The sequence below is a fragment of the Microbacterium excoecariae genome (genome assembly GCF_011326725.1).
GTDB lineage: Bacteria > Actinomycetota > Actinomycetes > Actinomycetales > Microbacteriaceae > Microbacterium > Microbacterium excoecariae.
The window spans coordinates 1408314-1427033 of the sequence record NZ_JAANCO010000001.1; the positions used below are offsets into that span (position 1 = coordinate 1408314).

The following is an 18720-nucleotide window of genomic DNA, read 5'->3' on the forward strand; positions in this document are numbered from 1 at the left end:
GCGTCAGAGCAGGAGGCAGCCCGCGCGGTAGCGCTCCGCGACGATCTCCGCGACGCGCGGGTCGTCGCCCAGCGGGGCGGTGGTGGCGTCGGCGCCCGCGCCCGCCACGAGGCGCGCGAAGTGGCCGGGCGCGAGGACGTAGCTCGCGACGATAACGCGGCCCGCGCCCGCGCGGCGCGCGTCGGCGACGGCCTCGGCGACCTTCGGGGTCGCGCCGTAGGCGTAGCCGACCCCGACGGGCCGCCCGAGGCGTTCGGTCAGCGCGTCGCGCACGCGCTCGACGCTCTCGGCGGCCTCGGGCCGCGACGAGCCGGACGCCGCGAGGACGACCGCGTCGCCCGGCGCGGGGCGGAGCGCCGCGACGCGCTCGGCGAGGATGTCGGCGAGCAGCGGGTGGGGGCCGAGCGTGTCGGTCGCGACGACGCCGGGCCGGGAGCGCGCGGCCCGGCCGATGTCGACGGAGGTGTGGAAGCCGGGCGAGAGGAGCAGTGGCACGACGACGGCGTCGCCCGGCGTCGCCGCGACCACCTCGTCGACCTGCGGGTGCTGCACGTCCACGTAGGTCTCGCGCACCGGGACGTCCCCGATCGCGCGCGCGGCGGCGGCGACGAGGCGCGAGATCGTGCTCCGGCCCTCGGGGGAGTCCGTGCCGTGCGAGCAGCAGATCAGGGCGGGGGCGCTCATGCGAGATCCTCGACCTCGAGGCGGTATCCGCGCTTGACCACCGTGCGGACGAGGTCGGCGAACTCCAGTCCCTCCCGGAGACGCGCGATGGCCATCTCGACGGCGTGCGTGCTGCGGCTGGATCGCGGCAAATGCGCGAGGAGCTGCTCCCGCGAGACCACGGCGCCGCCCGCGTCGAAGAGCGCGCCGAGGACCGCCACGCTCGTGGGGGACAGGGGGAGGAACCGCCCCGCGAGGACCGCGCCCGCGCTGCGCATCTCAAGGCGCCCGCGCGGCGTGTCGTGGCCGGGCGCGCTGCCGCCGCCGAAGTGGGTCACGACCCCGCGCACGAGCGAGCCGAGGCGCCCGCGATCGGCGACGATCGCGGGGATCCCGCGCGCCACCAGGGGCTGCACGGTCACGGGGCCGACGGCCGCCATGACGACGCGTCCTCGGTCGGCCAGCGTGCGCAGGTCATCGAGGACGCCGGCGCGCTCGGCGTCGCGCAGCCACTCGCTCGCGCCGGGCGCCGAGGTGAACAGGACGGCGTCGACCTCGCCCGCCGCGGTCTGGAGGACAGACTGGCGCACGACGGCCGGATCCGCGGGCGGGCCCCAGCGGTACACCGTCACGCTCGCGACGTCCGCCCCGTGGGCCCGGAACATGTCGTCGAGCCCGTCCGCGCCGGATCCGTGGTGTTGCACCGCGACGCGGCGACCGGCGAGCCCCTCGGCGACGAGGTACTCGCCGAGCTCGCGCGCGGTCTCGGAGTCGGCGACCCAGTCCGCCTCGAAGCCTGCCTGCTGAATCGCGCCGCGGGCCTTGGGGCCGCGCGCGACGATCTGCGCCCCGCGAAAGGCCTCCTCGAGCTCGTCGGCGATGCCGGCCTCGTGCGCGGCCTCGATCCAGCCGCGGAAGCCGACGCCCGTCGTCGCGACGACGATGTCGGGTGGGTGGGCGATAAGGTCGCGGGTTACCGAGAGGAGCGCCTCGTCGTCCACGTGCGGAACGATCGTCAGCGCGGGAGCCTGGCGCACGGTCGCGCCGTGGCGTTCGAGCGCGGCGCGGAGCTCGGCCGCGCGCCGATCGACGGCGATGACGATCGTGCACCCGTCCAGCGCGGCGGACAGCGGGGGGCGGTCGCCGCTCATTCGGCCTCGCGCCCGGTGGCCGCGCCCACGGCGGGCGCGGGGAGGAGGAGGCCCTCGCGCGCGACCTCCCCGACGACGATGACCGCGGGGTTATGCACGTCGGCCTCGGCGGCGGCCCGCCGCGCCGTCGCGAGGGTGGCGCGTGTCGTGCGCTGGGCGGGCGTGTGGCCGCTCTCGACGAAGGCGACGGGGAGGTCCTCGCGGATGCCCGCCGCGAGGGCGGCCTCCGCGAACTCGCCGAACGCCGCCACGCCCATGAGGATGACGGTCGTCACGGACGTATCCGCGAGCGCGGCGAGCGTCGTGGCGGTCGCGCCGGCGGGGCCGTTGACGAGGTGCACGCTCCCGGCGACGCCGCGGTGCGTGACGGGGATCCCGGCGGCCTGCGGAACCGCGACGGCGCTCGTGACGCCCGGCACGACCTCGACGGGGACGCCGGCGGCGAGGCACGCCGTGACCTCCTCGCCCCCGCGCCCGTACACGAAGGGGTCGCCACCCTTGAGCCGCACGACGCGTCGGCCCGCGCGGGCGTGCCGGACGAGGATCGCGTTGATCTCATCCTGCGGGACGGGATGATGTCCCGGCGCCTTGCCGACGTGCACGATCTCGACGTCGGGATCGAGCTCGTCGAGCACCGCCGTCGCGCCCAGCCGGTCGGCGACGACGACGTCCGCCTCGGCGAGCAGCCGTCGCCCGCGCAGCGTCAGCAGGTCGACGGGCCCGGGGCCGCCGCCGACGAGGGCGACCTGGCCCGCGGCCGTCTCGCGCACGCGGCGCAGCGGCGCGGCTCCCTCGTCCAGGAGCCCGCGGATGGCGGCCGCGACCCGGGCCGTACGCCGCGGGTCGACGCCCGCGTCGCTCGTGACGCCGACGACGACGTCCCCGGCTCGCACCTCGGCGGTCATGCGCGCGGACCCGTGCGCGCCGTCGGAGGCGTTGACGCAGAGGATGCGGCGGGCCTCGCACCACGCGGACACCTCGCGGTCGACCCGGTCGTCGCCCGTCGCGGTATGCACGAGCCAGGCGGCCTCGAGGTCGGAGGGGCGGACCGGCCGCGCGCGCCACTCGAGCCCGTGGTCGGCCACGAGCTGCGCCGTCTCGGGCGCGAGGGCGGGCGCGACGACGCGCACGACGGCGCCGTCGGCGTGAAGGCGGCGCAGACGCCGGGCGGTCACGGATCCGCCCCCGACGAGCACGACCGGGCGGCCCTCGAGGGAAATCCCGAGCATCGTCGTCATGTCAGTCGTCCTTCCAGCGGATCATGACCTCGCCGTCGTCGACCGCGACGGGGTAGGCGGGGATCGGCCGATCGTCCTTGCCCTGCGCCTCGACGACGGCTCCCGTGCGCAGATCCCAGGCCTGTTTGTGCAGGGGCGATGCGATCGTGGGCGCCTCGCTGCCGTCGACGAGCAGCTTGGAGCCGACGATACCCCGCGACAGCACGTGCGCGTCGCCGTAGGGGTCATAGTTCGACACAGCCCGCACCGTGCCGTCGGCGAGTCGGAACAGCGCCACCTGGACGCCGCCGAGGAGCGCGGCCCGCCCGCGCTCGACGTCGAGGTCGGCGAGGCGGCACACGCGCACCCAGCGCGCCGTCGATGTGGCGGTCATCGCCGCACCTCCAGGGTCGTGCCGGCGATGAGGACGGATCCGGCGTCGCGCTCGGCGCGCGAGGCGGGTCGCGCCTGGCCCCGCTCCGAGACGTAGGCGAGGGACGGATCCGGGGTGTCCGGGGCGTTGACGAAGGAGTGGAAGCGTCGCAGCTTGTCCGGGTCCTTCAGCGTGGCGGCCCACTCGTCCTCGTAGTCCTCGACGTGGCGCGCCATGGCCCGGTCGAGATCGTCGCATATCCCCAGCGCGTCGTCGAAGATCACCTCGCGTAGGCCCGCGATCCCGCCGTCCAGATCCGCGAACCACGGCGCCGTGCGCTGCAGGCGGTCGGCGGTGCGGATGTAGTACATGAAGAACCGGTCGATCGCGCGGATCAGCCCGTCGTCGTCGAGCCCCTCGGCGAGCAGCTCGGCGTGCCGCGGCGTGAAGCCGCCGTTGCCGCCGACGTACATGTTCCACCCGTTCTCGGTGGCGATGACCCCGACGTCCTTGCCCCGCGCCTCGGCGCACTCGCGGGCGCAGCCGGACACCCCGAGCTTGAGCTTGTGGGGCGAACGCAGGCCGCGGTAGCGCAGCTCGAGGCGGACGGCCATCCCGACGGCGTCCTGCACCCCGTACCGGCACCAGGTGGATCCGACGCACGACTTCACCGTGCGCAGCGACTTCCCGTAGGCCTGCCCGGACTCGAATCCGGCGTCGACGAGGCGGCCCCAGATGAGCGGGAGCTGCTCGAGCCGCGCGCCGAACATGTCGATGCGCTGACCGCCCGTCAGCTTGGTGTAGAGCCCGAACTCTCGCGCGACCTCCCCGATGACGATGAGCCCCTCCGGGGTCACCTCGCCGCCGGGCATCCGCGGGACGACCGAGTAGGAGCCGTCCTTCTGCATGTTCGCCATGACGTGATCGTTCGTGTCCTGCAGCGTCGCGTTCTCGCCGTCCAGGACGTGGCGGCTGACGAAGCTCGCGAGGATGCTCGCCACGGTCGGCTTGCACACGTCGCACCCGCGCCCCCGGCCGAACCGCTCGAGGATCGCCGAGAACGTGGTGAGCCCCGACACGGCGACCGCGTCCCACAGCTGCCGGCGCGAGAAGTCGAAGTGCTCGCACATCGCCGTGCTCACGGTGCGGCCGAGCGACGTCAGCTCCGTCGACACGATTTTCCCCACCGCCACGACGCACGAGCCGCAGGTGGCGCCCGCCTTCGTGCACGCCTTGACGGCGCCCGCGTCCGCGCACCCCTCCTCGTGGACGGCCCGGCGGATCCGCCCCGCCGTCACGGAGGAGCAGGAGCACACGATCGCGTCGTCCGGGAGTTGCGTGTCGGGCATCTCCGCGCCGCCGGCGGGCAAGACATACGCGGCCGGATCCGCCCCAAGCGCGCGTCCGACGAGCGGCCGGAGCGCGCCGTAGGCGGAGGCGTCGCCGACGAGGATCCCGCCGAGAAGCGTCGACGCGTCGTCGCTCAGCACGAGCTTCTTGTAGACGCCGCCGACGGGGTCCGTGTACACGACGTCGAGCGCGCCCGGAGTCTGGGCGAACGCGTCGCCGAAGGTGGCGACGTCGACCCCGGAGAGCTTGAGCTTGGTGGAATCGTCGAAGCCGTCGAAGGTCGCGTCGCCGCCGACCAGGCGATCCACCGCGACCTCGGCCATGGCGTATCCCGGCGCGACGAGCCCGACGCACCGCCCGCCGAAGCTCGCGACCTCCCCGACGGCGAGGATGGCCGGATCCGACGTCGCGCACGCCTCGTCGATCACGACGCCCCCGCGCGGATCGCAGGCGAGCTGCGCCTCGCGCGCCAGCACGTCGCGCGGGCGCACGCCCACGGTGAACACGACGACGTCGGCCGGCTCGTACGACCCGTCCGCGAACTCGAGCCCGGCCACGTTGCCGGATCGGTCCGGGTCGAGCCGGGTTGTGCGGGACTCGGTGCGCACCCGGATCCCCTTGTCCGCGATGAGGCGGCCCAGGACCTCGCCGCCCGAGCGATCGAGCTGCGCGGACATGAGGTGCGTGCCCGAGTGGATGACGGTGCTCTCGACCCCGAGTCCGTCGAGGGCGCCCGCGGCCTCGAGGCCGAGGAGCCCGCCGCCGACGACGCGTCCGGCGAGGGGGCGGCCCAGGTCCGCGCGACGCGCGGCGACGAACTCGCGCAGCGCGACCAGGTCGTCGATCGTGCGATAGACGAAGCACCCCGGCAGCTCGGCGCCGTCCACGGCAGGCCGCGCGGCGAACGACCCCGTCGCGAGCACGAGCGTGTCGTACGGCACGACGTCCCGCGACGCGGTGCGGACGGTGCGGGCGGTCCGATCGATGCTCGCGACGGGGTCGCCCGCGACGAAGCGGACCCGCGGATCCGACAGCGCCGCGTCGTCCAGGGCGAGGTCCGCCTCGGTCGCCCCCGCGAAGAAGGACGTCAGGCCGACGCGGTCGTACGGGGCGCGCCCCTCCTCGCCGATGACGGTGATCCGCGCGTCGGACGACCGCGCGAGCAGGCTCTCGACGAAACGGTGGGCGACCATGCCGGCGCCCACCACGACGATGCGGTGACCGGGCTGAATCTCGTTCCTCATGGGGGCTCCTCGGGTGAACACGTCGTGCGTTCACGCTAGGGAGCGGGTGTTTCGGCCCGGGCGCCCGGGGGGTTTCCCCGGACGAACGAAACCCTCACAGGCCGCGCGCGGCCCCCGTGAGAAGACTCAGAGTTCCGAGCGGTCCGTCAGGATCAGGGGCCCGTCGGGGGTGATGGCGATCGTGTGCTCGCTGTGCGCGCCGCGGGATCCGTCCGCGCTGCGCAGCGTCCAGCCGTCGTCCTCGTCGGTCTTCAGCTTGTCGGTCGTGTGCAGGAACCACGGCTCGATCGCGACGACGAGCCCCGGCTTGAGGGGGAAACCACGGCCGGCCCGGCCGTTGTTGGGGATGTGCGGGTCGCCGTGCATCGTGCGCCCCACCCCGTGGCCGCCGAAGTCGGTGTTGATCGACAGCCCCGCGCCGTGCGCGACCTCGGCGATCGCGGCCGAGATGTCGCCCACCTTGCCGCCCGGCTGGGCGGCGGCGATGCCGGCCGCGAGCGCCCGCTCGGTCGTCTCGATCAGCGCGAGGTCCTCGTCGCGGGGCGTGCCCACGACGAACGACACGGCGGAGTCGGCCACCCATCCGTCGACGGAGACCGCGAAGTCCAGGGTGACGAGATCGCCGTCCCGGACGGCGTAGTCGTGCGGCATGCCGTGGAGCACGGCGTCGTTGATCGACGTGCAGATCACCTTGCCGAACGGGCCAGACCCGAACGAGGGCGCGTAGTCGATGTAGCAGCTCTCCGCGCCCGCGCGCCGGATCAGCTCGTGCGCGCGGCGGTCGATCGCCAGCAGGTTCGTCCCGACCGTCACCTCGTCGCGGAGGGTCTGCAGCGTTTCCGCGACAAATCGCCCCGCGGGGCGCATCGCGTCGATCTCGGCAGGGGTGCGCAGCTCGATCATGGGTGTCCTTTCGCCGAGGATCCATTGTTCCGCATGCGCCCGGGAGACGGCTCGACGCTCGGGTCGTGTCGCGCGCGGGGATGTGGCAGAATAGACGTTTGTGCCGTGACCGGCGTGCCCGTTGGCAGGCCGGTTTCGATTCTGCCGCAGGGGAGTCGAGGGATCCGCGTCTTGGGGATCCTCACGCGCACACACGCCTTTTTCACCTGTTGCGGGCGGCCTGTGGCGACCGCAGGAAGCGATTCATCATGAACATCATCGATGCCGTCGACAGCGCCTCGCTGCGTAGCGACATCCCCGAGTTCGGCCCCGGCGACACCGTCAAGGTGCACGTCAACATCATCGAGGGCAACCGCTCGCGCGTCCAGGTCTTCCAGGGCGTGGTGCTCGGCCGCCAGGGCGATGGCGTGCGCGAGACCTTCACGGTCCGCAAGATCAGCTTCCAGGTCGGCGTCGAGCGCGTGTTCCCCGTGCACTCGCCGATCATCGACAAGATCGAGGTGCTCTCGCGCGGTGACGTGCGTCGCGCGAAGCTGTACTACCTGCGCGAGCTCCGCGGCAAGAAGGCGAAGATCCGCGAGAAGCGCGACGCCTAAGCCCCCGGCCGGAATTCTCGGCGAACGCCCCGCGACACGATTGTCGCGGGGCGTTCGGCGTGTGGGAACCTGGTGATGATGACAACCGAACCACAGCCCGCGTCCGCGCGGGCGCGTCCGCGCGGACGCGGCGCGCTGATCTTCCTGCGCGACGTCGCGCTCATCGTCGTGATCGCCGTTGTCGCGTCGGTGGTCATCAAGGCGTTCGTGGTCCGGTCCTTCTACATCCCGTCGGCGTCGATGGAGCGGACCCTCATGACGGGGGACCGGATCCTCGTCGACGAGCTGACGGTGGACTGGACCGGCTACGACCGCGGCGACGTCGTCGTGTTCGAGGACCCGGGCGGATGGCTCCCGACCTCCGCCACGCCGAGCCCCGGGGGCGTCGCGGGCGTGATCGACTGGGCGCTGACCGCGGTCGGCATCTCGGCGTCGGATTCGGAGGACCACCTCGTCAAGCGGATCATCGGGCTCCCGGGCGACCACATCACCTGCTGCAACGCGCTCGGGCAGATCGAGGTCAACGGCGTGGGCGTCGACGAGCTCGACTACCTCGACCTTCCGGACGGATCCTCCCTCGCCTCGACGACGGATTTCGACGTGACGGTGCCCGAGGGATCCCTCTGGGTTATGGGGGACAACCGCAACCGCTCGCAGGACTCCCGCTATCACGCGGACCAGCCGGGCGGCGGGTTCGTCCCGCTCGACAACGTCGTGGGCCGGGTTGTGCTGCGCACGTGGCCGCTGTCGCACTTCGGAACGCTGGCCTCGGCCTCGGACGCCTTCATGGGCGTGCCGGACGCCGCCGAATGACGCCCGTTCAGCCCACGCTCGACCTCGAGCGGGGACTGCTCGAGGACGCTCCGCTCGTGTTCGGCCTCGACGAGGTGGGCCGCGGCGCGCTGGCCGGGCCCGTCACCGTGGGCGCGAGCGTTCTCGACCGCGACCGCGCGGCGCTCGGGGTCCCGGCGGGACTGCGCGATTCCAAGCTCGTCGCGGAGCGCCGGCGCGCCGACGTCGCGCGCGCGGCGGGGGAGTGGGCCGTGGCGACGCGGCTCGGGTGGGCGACCCCCGGCGAGGTGGACGAGCGCGGCATCATGGGGGCGCTCGCGCTCGCCGCGACGCGCGCGCTCGAGCGCCTCGCGGAGGACGGCTTCGACCCCGCCTCGGGGATCGTGTTGCTGGACGGCGATCGCGACTACGTCACGCTCGCCGCGCGACCGCGCCTCGGCCGCCTGGACGTGCGCGCGGTCGTGAAGGGCGACCGCGACCGCGCCGTCATCTCGGCGGCGTCGATCGCGGCCAAAGTCGAGCGCGACGCGCTCATGGTGGCGCTGGACGCCGACCACGCGCCGTACGGCTGGGCGCGCAACAAGGGGTACGCCAGCGCCGCGCACCGCGCCGCGATCGACGCGCACGGGCTCACGGATCATCACCGGCGGTCGTGGGCGATCGGGCCCGGGCTGTTCTGACGGGTGGTCGACGAGCTCCTAGAATGGGATGACCATGGATGACGATGTCTTCGACGATTTCGACCGAGAGCTTGAGCTGGCGCTGTATCGCGAGTACCGCGACGTTGTCGGCCAGTTCCAGTACGTGATCGAGACGGAACGGCGCTTCTATCTCGCGAACGAGGTCGGTCTGGTGCGGCACGACACCGAGAACGACTTCTATTTCGAGCTGACGATGCGCGACGTCTGGGTCTGGGACATCTACCGCGCCGACCGATTCGTCACCTCGGTGCGCGTGCTGACCTTCAAGGACGTCAACATCGAGGAGCTGTCGCGCCGGGGCTTCGAGCTGCCGGACGACCTCTCCATCGGCAAGCAGTAGGGCAGGGCCGGGCCCGTCCCGAGCCTGCGGATCCGCGACGTTGTCCCCAGGATCCGCGCCGTTTCGCGGGTGATCGAGAGCGCGCGAGCCGGCGCCCCGCGACAGTGGCCCCATGGCTCACAACACGACCCTGGGGCGCGCGGGCGAAGAGCGCGCAGCTGCCTACCTCGCGGAAGCCGGCGCGCGCGTTGTCGACCGCAACTGGCGTTGCCCGGCCGGCGAGATCGACATCGTCGCGCTCGAGCGCGGCCGCCTCGCGATCGTCGAGGTGAAGACGCGCACGAGCAGGCGGTACGGGCACCCGTTCGAGGCGATCGACGACGACAAGCTCGCCCGGCTGTGGCGCCTTGCGCTCGCGTGGGCGCGCGCGCATCCTGACGTCGCGCGGGGGCGACAGCTGCGGGTCGATGCCATCGCCGTGACGGGCCCGGACGCCGCGACCGCCACCGTCGAGCACCTGCGGGGGCTCGCGTGATCGTCGTGCGGACGTGGGCGGTCGCGCTGACAGGGCTGGCGGGCGCGCTCATCGAGGTCGAGGCGGACATCACGCAGCACCGCCCCGACTTCCGGCTGATCGGCATGCCCGACAAGGCGCTGGGCGAGGCGGTCCGGCGCGTGACGAACGCGTCGGAGAACAGCGGCCTGGCGCTGCCGGACCGCCGGCTAACCGTCAACCTCTCGCCCGCGAGCCTCCCGAAGCAGGGGTCCGGGTTCGACCTCGCGGTCGCGCTCGCGGCCGTGGCGACCGACGGACGCGCGGATCCCGACTCGCTCGCCCGCACGGTGCACATCGGCGAGCTCGGTCTCGACGGCCGCGTGCGCGCGGTGCCCGGGGTCCTCCCCGCCGTGCTGGCCGCGGTGCGCGCCGGGCGGCCGCGGGTGGTCGTGCCCTGGTCGAACCGCGCCGAGGCTGAGCTCGTGACCGGCGCGGAGGTCATCGCCGTACGGACGCTGGCCGAGGCCGCCCGGCTGCACGGGGCCGACGTCGACGACCCCGTGCTCGCGGGCGGCGAGGCCCCGGAGGCCGCGCCGCCGGCGCGGGCCGCGGAGGAGGCCCCGCCCGACCTGTCCGAGGTCGTCGGCCAGGACGACGCGGTCGAGGCGCTCGTCGTCGCGGCGGCGGGCGGGCACCACCTGCTCATGTCCGGCCCGCCGGGGGCGGGCAAGACGATGCTCGCGCGGCGGCTGCCGGGGATCCTGCCCGCGCTCGACGACGCCGCGGCGCTCGAGGTGGCGAGCGTGCGGTCGTTGTCGGGCGAGGCCGTCACGCGCCTCGGGCGCACGCCGCCCTTCGAATCTCCCCACCACTCGGCGACGCTCGCGGCGCTCGTCGGCGGCGGATCGCGCCGCGCCTCGCCCGGGGCCGTGGCCCGCGCGTCGCGCGGGGTGCTCTTCCTCGACGAGGTCGCGGAGGCGCCGCGCTCGGTCCTCGACGCCCTGCGGCAGCCGCTCGAGAGCGGCACCATCGAGATTCATCGCGCCGGGTTCACGGCGCGGTTCCCGGCGCGGTTTCAGCTCGTCCTCGCGATGAATCCGTGCCCATGCGGCGAATTCACTTATTCATGGTCAGGTTCCCACGTTGGTTTCACTGTGAACCGGGCTCGCCAAGCATCCTTGCTACGCCCAGTTGAGGGCCCGATTTCCACCCGCCGGATCAGCTGCTTCAGCACGCGGTTCTGCGCCTCGGGTTGCAGGCCGTCGAAGCCTGCTACGAGCATTGGTATGAGCTCGAGGAGATCCCGTCGTGGCGCGGGGGCTGCGCGGAGGTGCCGAGCGCGGAGGGATGTGAGCTCGTCGTTGAGCTGCGCCGATGCGGCATCGTACGCGTCCTGGTTGATCTTCTCGTCGATGAGGCGCACGGTCAGGCTGGCGAGCCGTTTCTTGGTGGCCGCGATCATGCGCTCGATCGCTGCACGATCTTCGATCGTGCGTAGCCGGTTCTCCGCCTCTGCTTGAGCTGCAGCGCGAAGCTGAGACGTCTTCTCTGGTAGCTCGTGGACCCAGTCCGAGAGGTACTGCTCGACGAGATGCAGCTTCACCGACAGGGGGCGGGCGCATTTCTCGCGCCCGCGGTGAGCGGTCCCGCATCGATAGTCGCCGACGCCGTCGCGGCCGATAGCCGCGAGGTACATGCGCTCGCCGCATTGGCACCGGAGGAGCCCGGTGGCGAGGCGGGTCCGTCCCCGAGGTGGCGCGACGTTTGAGGCGATGCGCGCGAGGTACGCCTCCCAGAGGTCGTTGGGAATGATGGCCTCGTGTGCACCCGGGTAGTACTTGCCTCCAACATGGATCAGCCCTGCGGCAAACCCGGTGCGCATGGTCGTACGGATCGAGTTGTTCGACCACTGCGAGCCGCGCTTCGTGCGCCGGCCGGTCTGGTTCAGCCAACGCGAGAGTGCCGCGATGCCGGTGCCGGCAACGTAGCGCTCGTACGCCTCTTTGAGGGCTGCGGCCTCGTCGGGGTGGGGCGTGTAGGTGTCGCCGTCGCGCACGTAGCCGTAGCGTTCGCCTCCGGAGGGGAGGAGCCCTGCTCGACGGCGCCGGTCGAGCGTCTCTGCCCAGACCTCTCCGATCGATTCGGACTGGAACGCGGCGTACTCGGTCATGACGCCGCGTGCGAACCGGCCTGAGGCGGTCGAGGTGTCGATGGGCTCGGTGACCGATTCGATGCGCCCGCCGGCGAGCTTCACGCGGTCATCGGCCACTGCCCAGTGGAGTCGGTTGCGTGAGAGGCGGGACCACTTCCAGAGCACGATGACGTCTGCTCGGGCCTCTTCGATGAGCCGGAGCGTGTCGATGACGCCTGGGCGCGTGTCCCACTTCCGCCCGGAGATCTGGTCCACGTTGACCGCGATGACTTCGTATCCGCGCTCGCGGCAGTAGTCGCGGCCGAGGTACTCCTGCGTTTCGAGAGACTCGCTGTCCTCGCGCTCTTTGGACTGGCGCAGGTAGAGCACGGCGCGGTTGCCGGGCCGCGCGCCGCGCAGCGGGACCGGTGCTGCGGTCATGACGTGACTCGATCGCGGTCGTCCCATTGACCGAGGCCCATCCTTGGTCGCACGTAGACGGCGACGTCGGTGCGGAGGAGGACTCGTTGGTAGGCCCGCACGAGGTCGAGCGAGACATCGAGGTCGTGGGCCATGGCCGGCGCGTGACCGTCTCGTACGAGCTCGGCCAGCTTGTAGTCCTCTTTGCTGATGAGGCGGAGCGCAGCCCACTCGTCGGCCCGCCGTTCTTGCTTCCAGGCGACCGGGCCGAACGGAGTGGGGGTGTCGCCGTAGATCACGTGCGCGAGCTCGTGAGCAAGCACCGATCTTTCGATCCTGTGCGGCAGCCCCTCCTGAAGCCGGAGGCGCCCCGTCGAGGGCTGAAAGTCGCCGTCATGCTCAAGGTGCGCGAGGTCCGCGTACTCAAGCGTGAGGCCGAGCCGGTGCACCATGTCGATGAGCTGGCGCACGTTCAGGCCTCGTAGTCGCCCTGGCCTCGGTCCAGCCCCCGCTTTTTCGCGACGAGCCCGAAATCGTCCTGGTTACTGAAGAGCACCTCTGGCTCAACCGACAGCGCGGAAGCGAGCTTCGCAATGTCGTCGGTGTCCAGCGGGGTCTCGCCGCGCATCTTTCGGTAGAACGTGTTGCGCGGGATGCCCGAGTCGCGGATCACCTGCGCATCGGTCGTCTCACGCAGCGCGATGAGCTTCTGGACGCGGTCGATCACTCGCCAGCTGAACGGGTCGATCTCTCTAGGGGCCATGTGTGAAGAGTACCTAAAAACGGTACTACGGGGCAAGCAGTACCAAAATTGGTTGCGTATCACTCCCAAAATTGGTACCTTCACCAACATGACCCGAACGATCAGCCCATTCAGCACCCGCACGATCGGCGCGATCAAAGCCGAACTCGCCCGACGCGGACACGACGGCCTGGACCTCGTCCCCGTCCTCGGCCTCAGCCGCAACGCCGTGTACTCCCGGCTCCGAGGCGAGAAGTCCTTCACCCTCGACGAACTCGCCGCCATCGCACGCTGGCTCGGCATGGAGCCGGAGCACCTCACCGCCCGCCCAAACCAGGCCGCAGCATGAGCAGCACGCCGACCTTCGAACAGGCGCTCGACGCGGCCTACGCCGTGTACGTGCGCGCATGGTTCGACGCCCACCCCGAGGCGCTCTTCGCAGACCCCCAGCCATCCGTCCCCGCAGCGGCATGACGATCTGGCGAGCCGCACTCGTCACGACCGCGGCCATCGCTTTGATCGCCGCCGCGTTCACCCACCGCTACGACGGCCTCTGGCTCATCGGCCTCATCGCCGCCATCGCACTCCTCAAGTCCCTCGGCCTCTTCGCCGTCGAGACGTGGACCCGCGAGGCCCCGCCCAGCGCTCGCCGCTGACCCCTGCTCCTGCCCGTCCCTTCCCCGAGGGAGTGTCCTCATGGACCTGCTGCAGCCCATCAAGCTGATCCCGCGTTGGCCCGGCCACGGCGACCTGCACGTGCTCGTCGACGGCCCATACGTCTACCTCGACGCCGCCGACGTCGAGCGCCTCGCCGGTATCCCCGCGTGGGAGGACGGCGACACGATCCTCGCCGACGAGTGGCCGCACACCATCGACGGCACCCCGCACTACCGCCTCGATGCCGCGCTCGCGAAGGTGCAGCGCCATGCCGACGTCGACACGGCGGCCGCGTTCGTGACGTGGCTCGACGAGACGATGCCCGACCTCATCGATCCGCGGACGGTGAAGGCCGCCCGCCGCGACGCGCCGCTGCCGGAAGCGATCACGGTGGCGCACGCGGCGCGGGAGCTCACGGCCGCGGGCCTCCGCCTCGGCCGGACGGGCCTGTTCCGCTATCTCGCCGAGCTCGGGTGGCTCGAGCGCGCCGGCGATCACTGGTCGCTCACGGACCTTTCTCGCGCCGCGGGATGGGCGACGGTGCGGCGGATCAAGCACCCGGCTCCCGGCAAGGGCCGTCACGCGGCCTACGACCAGACCTACATCACGCCCGCAGGCATGACGGAGCTTCGCCGCCAGCTGGCCTCGGCGCGGCCGTCCGAGGTGGACGGCCCGCGCGCCCCACACGCCCCCCTGTTCGACTGAAGACAAGGCTAGGAAATGACGACCACGCCGCGGGAGCTTTGCCCTCCCGACCACGCTCACGACGCGAACTCGACCTGTTACACCGCGCATCGTTGCGCCTGTTTCGAGTGTCGCGACGCCGCGCGGCAGCGGGAGCTTCGCCGCCGCAAGGACATCGCCTTCGGCAGGTACAACCGCCGCGTCGACGCCGAGCCCGTTCGTGCCTATGTGCGTTCGCTGATCGCTGCGGGCGTCACTCTGCGAACCATTCAACGGGGGACGGGCACCTCGCTCACGACCCTCATGTACGGCCCCGGCCCGCAGAAGAGGATCGACGCCGACCGCGCGGCCGCGATCCTCGCGTACCGGCCATCGCTCCGCGACGTCGCGAGCACGACGGTCATCGATGCCCGTGGCACGCGCCGTCGGCTGCAGGGACTGGTCGCGCTCGGGTGGACGTTCGCGGACATCGCGCGTGCGTCCGGCATGGCGTCGGCGGTGCTGTCCGGCCTCGCCCGCGCATCACGATGCCGCGCCGGGACCGCCACCCAGATCGCCGAGGTGTTCGAGGCGATGTCCATGACGCTGCCGGGGTCCCGCAGCCGGATCGAGCGTCGCGATCGCACGCGGGCTCGTGGCATCGCGGCTCGAGAGGGATGGGTGCCGCCGCTCGCGTGGGACGACATCGACGACGACGACCAGCCGGCCATCGAGACCATGAACGCGGCGGTCGCCGCATGAGCGCCATGAAGCAGAAGTACACCGAGCTCGCCGAGCTCCGCGCTGACGACATCGTCCGCGTCCGCCCCGTATCGGGCCTCCGCAGTCTGATCAATGCGAGCACCATCGCTCGCGTTCTCCGCCCGATCGGATCTCGCGACGGTCTCGTGCTGCAGACGGACGACGGCTTCACATTCCGCGCGGACCTCGAGGCGTACGACGTCGTCCGGGTGACACGCCTGCACGATGACACCGGCCTCACGACGGGGCGCTGGCGGGTGCGCCGGCGGGTCCTCGTCTGGCGCGACGACCGCGCCTGGTCGTACGTGTGGCGCGCGGAGCCGATCGGTGCTCGAGGCGTCGCGGCGCACACGATCGCGTCGCGGGCTCGCGACTTCGATCCGCGCCAGCATGCTCGCGCTGTCGCGTACGCGGCGTCGATGGCTCGGAAGAACCTGCGATGAGCGCGCCGCGGAACGACCTCGAGGTGCGCGGGCACGCGCACCCGGACGAGAACACGTGGATCCTGCATTTCGCGTGGCCGACGAACCCGCTGCCGATGAACGGCTCGCGCGGGAACCGCCATAAGGCGTCCCGTGAGGAGCGAGACGTGCGCGCCATGGCGCAGACCCTCGCGATGGTCGCCCGGATCCCGCACCTGGACCGGTGCAAGGCGCAGGTGACGTGGTGGGTGGCGACGCGCACGGTCCGCGACCCGGACAACCTCGCCCGCCTCGAGAAGCGCCTCTTCGACGCTCTCGTCCGCGCCGACGTCGTCGACGACGACCGCCCCGAGCTGATGGACAAGCCCCGCGCGGAGATCCGGCACATCCCGTCGACGCCCGGCGCCCTGCTCACCCACCCGGGCTTTACGCTCACCGTCACCCGCCTCGCCTCGGCGGAGACCGGCGCATGACCGCCGACGAGGCCCCGGCCGCCGCGCCGGCGGCCGAGGGCGGCCCGCGCCCGGCGCGCTCGTCGCGGGAGTGGGCGGAGCTACTTCTCCCGTTCGAGGCGCGGATGCGCGCCGAGCGGGTACGCCCCGAGGTTAAGCACGAGATCGTCCGCGACGAGCTCGGCATGGCACCGGAGCGCTACTACATGCTCCTCGGCCGCCTCATCGACACCACCGCCGCGGCGGAGGTCGACCCGATCCTCACGCGGATGCTCCTCGACGAGCGACGCCGGGCGAACGCGAAGCGTGCCGCTCGCGGTGCCCGCATCCTCACCGCCGGCCCTCTCGGCGACGACCCCACGAACTGACCTCCTGCCCGCTGGAAAGGACTGCCCCTGATGACTGACCACACCCCGTTCACCGCCGAGGAGTTCGAAGCGCTCATGCCGGCGATCGTCGACCGCGACACCACCACCGTGGCCACATTCCTCAATGAACGCATCCACGAACCTGGCGACCTCGTCTTCGCGCTCGCCGCGTTCGCGAGTCTCGCGGCGACGCTGATCCGCCCGGTCGAGCCGGTCCCGGAGAACTCGGTCTACACGTTCGACGCGCAGGGGCCCGATGCCGATGCCGGCGACGCGCGTGCCGCGCAGCTCGTCACGACGACGCTGAACGACGACGTCGAGACGCGGCGCGCGCTCCTGCACACGATCGTCGATCACGGCACGGATGGCTTCGTGGTCCTCGGCTCGTTGATCGGCGTCGTCCGCGTCGCCGCGGAGCAGCGCGTCGACTACATGCGCGCCCTCGACGCCGCCCGCGCCGCCGAGCACGAGGCCGCGCGCGGGGATGGGGCGGCGTCGTGAGCGTCGCGAAGGTGCACGCCCCGACCCGCGACCCGGGGCGCGCGTACTGCGGCCGCGCGGCCCGCCCGGCAGACCTCGACACGAACTGGAAGCGCGTGACGTGCACCGACTGCACGGCCGCCGCACGAGCAGATGGGATCCACCGATGACGTTCCTGATCACCACCCCGCCCACCCGCGGCCACAACGCACCCCGCCCGCGCACGAGCAACTGGGAGACGGGTGACGTGTGGCAGGACCCGCGGTCCGGTGCCCGCTGGCTGATCGTGAACCTCCTGCCCGACGGCACTGTCGAGCTCGAGCAGACCAACAGCACCGCCCCGGAGTCCGTCCACTGGACGACCACGATCGCCCGTCTCGGGCAGAAGGGCAGCACCCGATGAGCACCGTCATCCTCGACGACAGCATCGAGCACGGCACCCCAGAGGGCTACTACGCCGGATGCAAGGGCGCCGGCTGCCCCGCCGGCCGCGAGCACGGATTCTCCTGCACCCGTGCATACTCCGCGAGCGTCGGCGACTTCCGCTACGCCCGCCTCCGCCGCCAGGGCCTCACCCCGGCCGACATGGCCGAAGCCCTCACCATCGGCCGCACCACCTCGACTCCGACTCCGACTCTGACATCTGCGCCCGCACCGGTCGGGCCGAGCACCGACACGGAGAGCGATCGCAACGTCGCCGAGCCCGAGGTCGAGGTCGAAGCCGCACCGCCCCGGCCGTCCACGCCGACCGAGCCGGCGCCCACCCAGGTCCGTCCCGAGTGGGCCACCGTCACCGCCACCCTCGACCCCGAACAGCTCCTCAAGGAGCTCATCGCCGCCGAGGAAGCCCGCGATCTCTACGCCCGCGCCCTCATCATCGCCATCGACCGCCACGCGGGAGCCATCGAGCAGCTCGACACCCACCGAGCGCTGGTCCTCAGCCTCGAAACGCGCAACACCCGCCTGCTCGCCGAATGCCGTGCCCTCACCGACGCCCTCCGCACCAAAAACACCACCACCCGCGCTCGCCGCGGCGGGTGGCGAGCCATGTTCACCGGACGATCGTGAGCGAGCGCTACGTCGTCTACACCTCCCGAGGCGAGCTCGGGATCCGCACGAACGACGAAGACAAGGCCGCGCGCACCGCCTCGGAATGGGGCGGCACCTACGAGGACCAGGAGGAGCAATCATGACGAACCGTATGAAGATCGAGCGCAAGGAAGACCTGCGCGAGGGCGACTGGGCGAAGCTCATCGTGGAGAACGATCTCGGGAAGGTGACCTGCGAGGGGAAGGTGCGCCGGAGGTACGGCCACAACTTTGTCGGGGGGCCTGATCGTGGCCTGTTCCTCGACGATCCCGCCGCGACTCTCGTGGAGGCGTACCGGGAAGTGCCGCTCCCCACGGAGCCGGGACTGTACGTCGCGGGTGATGATGCGCATCACCTCGGGTACGCCAACTTCTACACCCTCGGGTCCAGCGGCGAATGGTCGGCGTCTCAGTGGATGGTCCCGGTCCGCGGTGAGATTGCTCGAACGCGCGCCATGAGCGCCCACGTCAACAAGGGCGGCCTCGTTCGCCTGGTGCCGGAGGGGGAGAAGCCGTGATCACCACCCCCGCCGAGGTTCACGGTCAGTCCTTGTCGCGACTCGCGTCCACGGCAATACCGATCGGGATCCCCACCGCGATGCCGATCCCCATGCCCAGAGCGAGGTTGTCGAACACCGTCAGCCCGAACATCATGCCGAGGCTGATGCCCAGCGACAGGCCGAGCGCGAGCCCCACGCTCGGCCTGCCCTCGGGCTTCCCCTCGGGCTCGCCCTCGGGGTCGTTGCTCTCGGTCATAGCCGAGAGCGTA

29 protein-coding genes and 1 pseudogene are annotated in these 18720 nt (G+C 71.9%); 20 read left to right on the forward strand and 10 right to left on the reverse strand.

The window, feature by feature from the left end:
- Positions 1-3: 3 nt before the first annotated feature.
- The 6 genes from G8E01_RS06410 to map form a co-directional block, all read right to left on the reverse strand.
- Positions 4-684, reverse strand: coding sequence for a sirohydrochlorin chelatase (locus G8E01_RS06410; RefSeq protein ID WP_166317402.1), 681 nt, complete (start codon positions 682-684; stop codon positions 4-6).
- Positions 681-1814, reverse strand: coding sequence for a uroporphyrinogen-III synthase (locus G8E01_RS06415; RefSeq protein WP_166317405.1), 1134 nt, complete (start codon positions 1812-1814; stop codon positions 681-683). The genes G8E01_RS06410 and G8E01_RS06415 overlap by 4 nt, the downstream gene beginning before the upstream one ends.
- A complete protein-coding gene (gene cobA, locus G8E01_RS06420; protein ID WP_166317408.1) occupies positions 1811-3052 on the reverse strand; it encodes a uroporphyrinogen-III C-methyltransferase in 1242 nt (413 codons plus the stop codon). The genes G8E01_RS06415 and cobA overlap by 4 nt, the downstream gene beginning before the upstream one ends.
- Position 3053: 1 nt before the next feature.
- Positions 3054-3425 carry a nitrite reductase small subunit NirD gene (nirD, locus tag G8E01_RS06425; protein ID WP_166317411.1) on the reverse strand — a complete coding sequence of 124 codons (372 nt, stop codon included), beginning with the start codon at positions 3423-3425 and terminating at the stop codon, positions 3054-3056.
- Positions 3422-5998, reverse strand: a complete 2577-nt coding sequence (gene nirB / locus G8E01_RS06430) for a nitrite reductase large subunit NirB (RefSeq protein WP_166317415.1) — start codon at positions 5996-5998, stop codon at positions 3422-3424. Before nirB ends, nirD begins: the two co-directional genes overlap by 4 nt.
- Positions 5999-6124: 126 nt before the next feature.
- The gene (gene map / locus G8E01_RS06435) at positions 6125-6901 is read right to left on the reverse strand and encodes a type I methionyl aminopeptidase (protein WP_166317418.1); all 777 of its coding nucleotides are present in this window, start codon (positions 6899-6901) and stop codon (positions 6125-6127) included.
- Positions 6902-7149: 248 nt separating this feature from the next.
- Between map and rplS the strand changes: the two genes are divergently transcribed.
- The 6 genes and pseudogenes from rplS to G8E01_RS12720 all read left to right on the forward strand — a co-directional run.
- The gene (gene rplS / locus G8E01_RS06440) at positions 7150-7497 is read left to right on the forward strand and encodes a 50S ribosomal protein L19 (protein WP_166317421.1); all 348 of its coding nucleotides are present in this window, start codon (positions 7150-7152) and stop codon (positions 7495-7497) included.
- A gap of 78 nt (positions 7498-7575) precedes the next feature.
- Positions 7576-8310, forward strand: coding sequence for a signal peptidase I (lepB, locus tag G8E01_RS06445; protein WP_166317424.1), 735 nt, complete (start codon positions 7576-7578; stop codon positions 8308-8310).
- The gene (locus G8E01_RS06450; RefSeq protein ID WP_166317427.1) at positions 8307-8969 is read left to right on the forward strand and encodes a ribonuclease HII; all 663 of its coding nucleotides are present in this window, start codon (positions 8307-8309) and stop codon (positions 8967-8969) included. The genes lepB and G8E01_RS06450 overlap by 4 nt, the downstream gene beginning before the upstream one ends.
- A gap of 34 nt (positions 8970-9003) precedes the next feature.
- Positions 9004-9330: a DUF2469 family protein gene (locus G8E01_RS06455; protein WP_155048334.1), complete on the forward strand. Its 327-nt coding sequence runs from the start codon at positions 9004-9006 to the stop codon at positions 9328-9330.
- A 112-nt stretch (positions 9331-9442) separates the two neighbouring features.
- Positions 9443-9805 carry a YraN family protein gene (locus tag G8E01_RS06460; RefSeq protein ID WP_166317430.1) on the forward strand — a complete coding sequence of 121 codons (363 nt, stop codon included), beginning with the start codon at positions 9443-9445 and terminating at the stop codon, positions 9803-9805.
- Positions 9802-10884: pseudogene (locus tag G8E01_RS12720) on the forward strand (YifB family Mg chelatase-like AAA ATPase); the annotation flags it as partial. The gene G8E01_RS06460 and the pseudogene G8E01_RS12720, both read left to right, overlap by 4 nt.
- Positions 10885-10886: 2 nt before the next feature.
- On the opposite strand, the gene G8E01_RS06470 reads toward G8E01_RS12720, so the two are convergent.
- The 3 genes from G8E01_RS06470 to G8E01_RS06480 are packed head-to-tail and all read right to left on the reverse strand — an operon-like array spanning position 10887 to position 13080.
- Positions 10887-12338 carry a recombinase family protein gene (locus G8E01_RS06470; RefSeq protein ID WP_166317433.1) on the reverse strand — a complete coding sequence of 484 codons (1452 nt, stop codon included), beginning with the start codon at positions 12336-12338 and terminating at the stop codon, positions 10887-10889.
- The gene (locus G8E01_RS06475) at positions 12335-12787 is read right to left on the reverse strand and encodes an ImmA/IrrE family metallo-endopeptidase (protein ID WP_166317436.1); all 453 of its coding nucleotides are present in this window, start codon (positions 12785-12787) and stop codon (positions 12335-12337) included. The genes G8E01_RS06470 and G8E01_RS06475 overlap by 4 nt, the downstream gene beginning before the upstream one ends.
- A gap of 2 nt (positions 12788-12789) precedes the next feature.
- Positions 12790-13080: a helix-turn-helix domain-containing protein gene (locus tag G8E01_RS06480; protein WP_166317439.1), complete on the reverse strand. Its 291-nt coding sequence runs from the start codon at positions 13078-13080 to the stop codon at positions 12790-12792.
- Between the two features lie 88 nt (positions 13081-13168).
- On the opposite strand from G8E01_RS06480, the gene G8E01_RS06485 reads away from it, so the two are divergent.
- Genes G8E01_RS06485 through G8E01_RS06540 form a run of 14 tightly spaced genes read left to right on the forward strand, consistent with a single transcriptional unit; the run spans position 13169 to position 18469 of the window.
- Positions 13169-13408, forward strand: coding sequence for a helix-turn-helix domain-containing protein (locus G8E01_RS06485; protein WP_166317442.1), 240 nt, complete (start codon positions 13169-13171; stop codon positions 13406-13408).
- Positions 13405-13533 carry a hypothetical protein gene (locus G8E01_RS12950; protein WP_277343619.1) on the forward strand — a complete coding sequence of 43 codons (129 nt, stop codon included), beginning with the start codon at positions 13405-13407 and terminating at the stop codon, positions 13531-13533. Before G8E01_RS06485 ends, G8E01_RS12950 begins: the two co-directional genes overlap by 4 nt.
- Entirely contained in the window at positions 13530-13715 is a 186-nt protein-coding gene (locus G8E01_RS06490) for a hypothetical protein (RefSeq protein WP_166317445.1), read from the forward strand. The genes G8E01_RS12950 and G8E01_RS06490 overlap by 4 nt, the downstream gene beginning before the upstream one ends.
- Positions 13716-13755: 40 nt before the next feature.
- A complete protein-coding gene (locus G8E01_RS06495) occupies positions 13756-14421 on the forward strand; it encodes a phage antirepressor KilAC domain-containing protein (RefSeq protein ID WP_166317448.1) in 666 nt (221 codons plus the stop codon).
- Positions 14422-14436: 15 nt separating this feature from the next.
- Entirely contained in the window at positions 14437-15141 is a 705-nt protein-coding gene (locus G8E01_RS06500) for a hypothetical protein (RefSeq protein WP_166317451.1), read from the forward strand.
- Positions 15138-15584 (forward strand): hypothetical protein, encoded by a 447-nt coding sequence (locus G8E01_RS06505; RefSeq protein ID WP_166317454.1) that lies wholly within the window; start codon positions 15138-15140, stop codon positions 15582-15584. The genes G8E01_RS06500 and G8E01_RS06505 overlap by 4 nt, the downstream gene beginning before the upstream one ends.
- On the forward strand, positions 15581-16036 hold the full coding sequence (locus tag G8E01_RS06510; RefSeq protein ID WP_166317457.1) for a RusA family crossover junction endodeoxyribonuclease: 456 nt from the start codon (positions 15581-15583) through the stop codon (positions 16034-16036). The genes G8E01_RS06505 and G8E01_RS06510 overlap by 4 nt, the downstream gene beginning before the upstream one ends.
- Complete coding sequence (locus G8E01_RS06515) at positions 16033-16383, forward strand: DUF3263 domain-containing protein (protein WP_166317460.1); 351 nt, start codon at positions 16033-16035, stop codon at positions 16381-16383. The genes G8E01_RS06510 and G8E01_RS06515 overlap by 4 nt, the downstream gene beginning before the upstream one ends.
- Before the next feature lie 30 nt (positions 16384-16413).
- On the forward strand, positions 16414-16884 hold the full coding sequence (locus G8E01_RS06520) for a hypothetical protein (RefSeq protein WP_166317463.1): 471 nt from the start codon (positions 16414-16416) through the stop codon (positions 16882-16884).
- The gene (locus tag G8E01_RS06525; RefSeq protein WP_166317466.1) at positions 16881-17033 is read left to right on the forward strand and encodes a hypothetical protein; all 153 of its coding nucleotides are present in this window, start codon (positions 16881-16883) and stop codon (positions 17031-17033) included. The genes G8E01_RS06520 and G8E01_RS06525 overlap by 4 nt, the downstream gene beginning before the upstream one ends.
- A complete protein-coding gene (locus tag G8E01_RS06530) occupies positions 17030-17266 on the forward strand; it encodes a hypothetical protein (protein ID WP_166317469.1) in 237 nt (78 codons plus the stop codon). Before G8E01_RS06525 ends, G8E01_RS06530 begins: the two co-directional genes overlap by 4 nt.
- Positions 17263-17931 (forward strand): hypothetical protein, encoded by a 669-nt coding sequence (locus tag G8E01_RS06535; protein ID WP_166317472.1) that lies wholly within the window; start codon positions 17263-17265, stop codon positions 17929-17931. The genes G8E01_RS06530 and G8E01_RS06535 overlap by 4 nt, the downstream gene beginning before the upstream one ends.
- Positions 17928-18056: a hypothetical protein gene (locus G8E01_RS12955; protein ID WP_277343620.1), complete on the forward strand. Its 129-nt coding sequence runs from the start codon at positions 17928-17930 to the stop codon at positions 18054-18056. The genes G8E01_RS06535 and G8E01_RS12955 overlap by 4 nt, the downstream gene beginning before the upstream one ends.
- A complete protein-coding gene (locus G8E01_RS06540) occupies positions 18053-18469 on the forward strand; it encodes a hypothetical protein (RefSeq protein ID WP_166317475.1) in 417 nt (138 codons plus the stop codon). Before G8E01_RS12955 ends, G8E01_RS06540 begins: the two co-directional genes overlap by 4 nt.
- 25 nt (positions 18470-18494) lie before the next feature.
- Here the strand turns inward: G8E01_RS06540 and G8E01_RS06545 are convergent, their stop codons facing one another.
- Positions 18495-18707, reverse strand: coding sequence for a glycine zipper domain-containing protein (locus G8E01_RS06545; protein WP_166317478.1), 213 nt, complete (start codon positions 18705-18707; stop codon positions 18495-18497).
- Between the last annotated feature and the right edge of the window lie 13 nt (positions 18708-18720).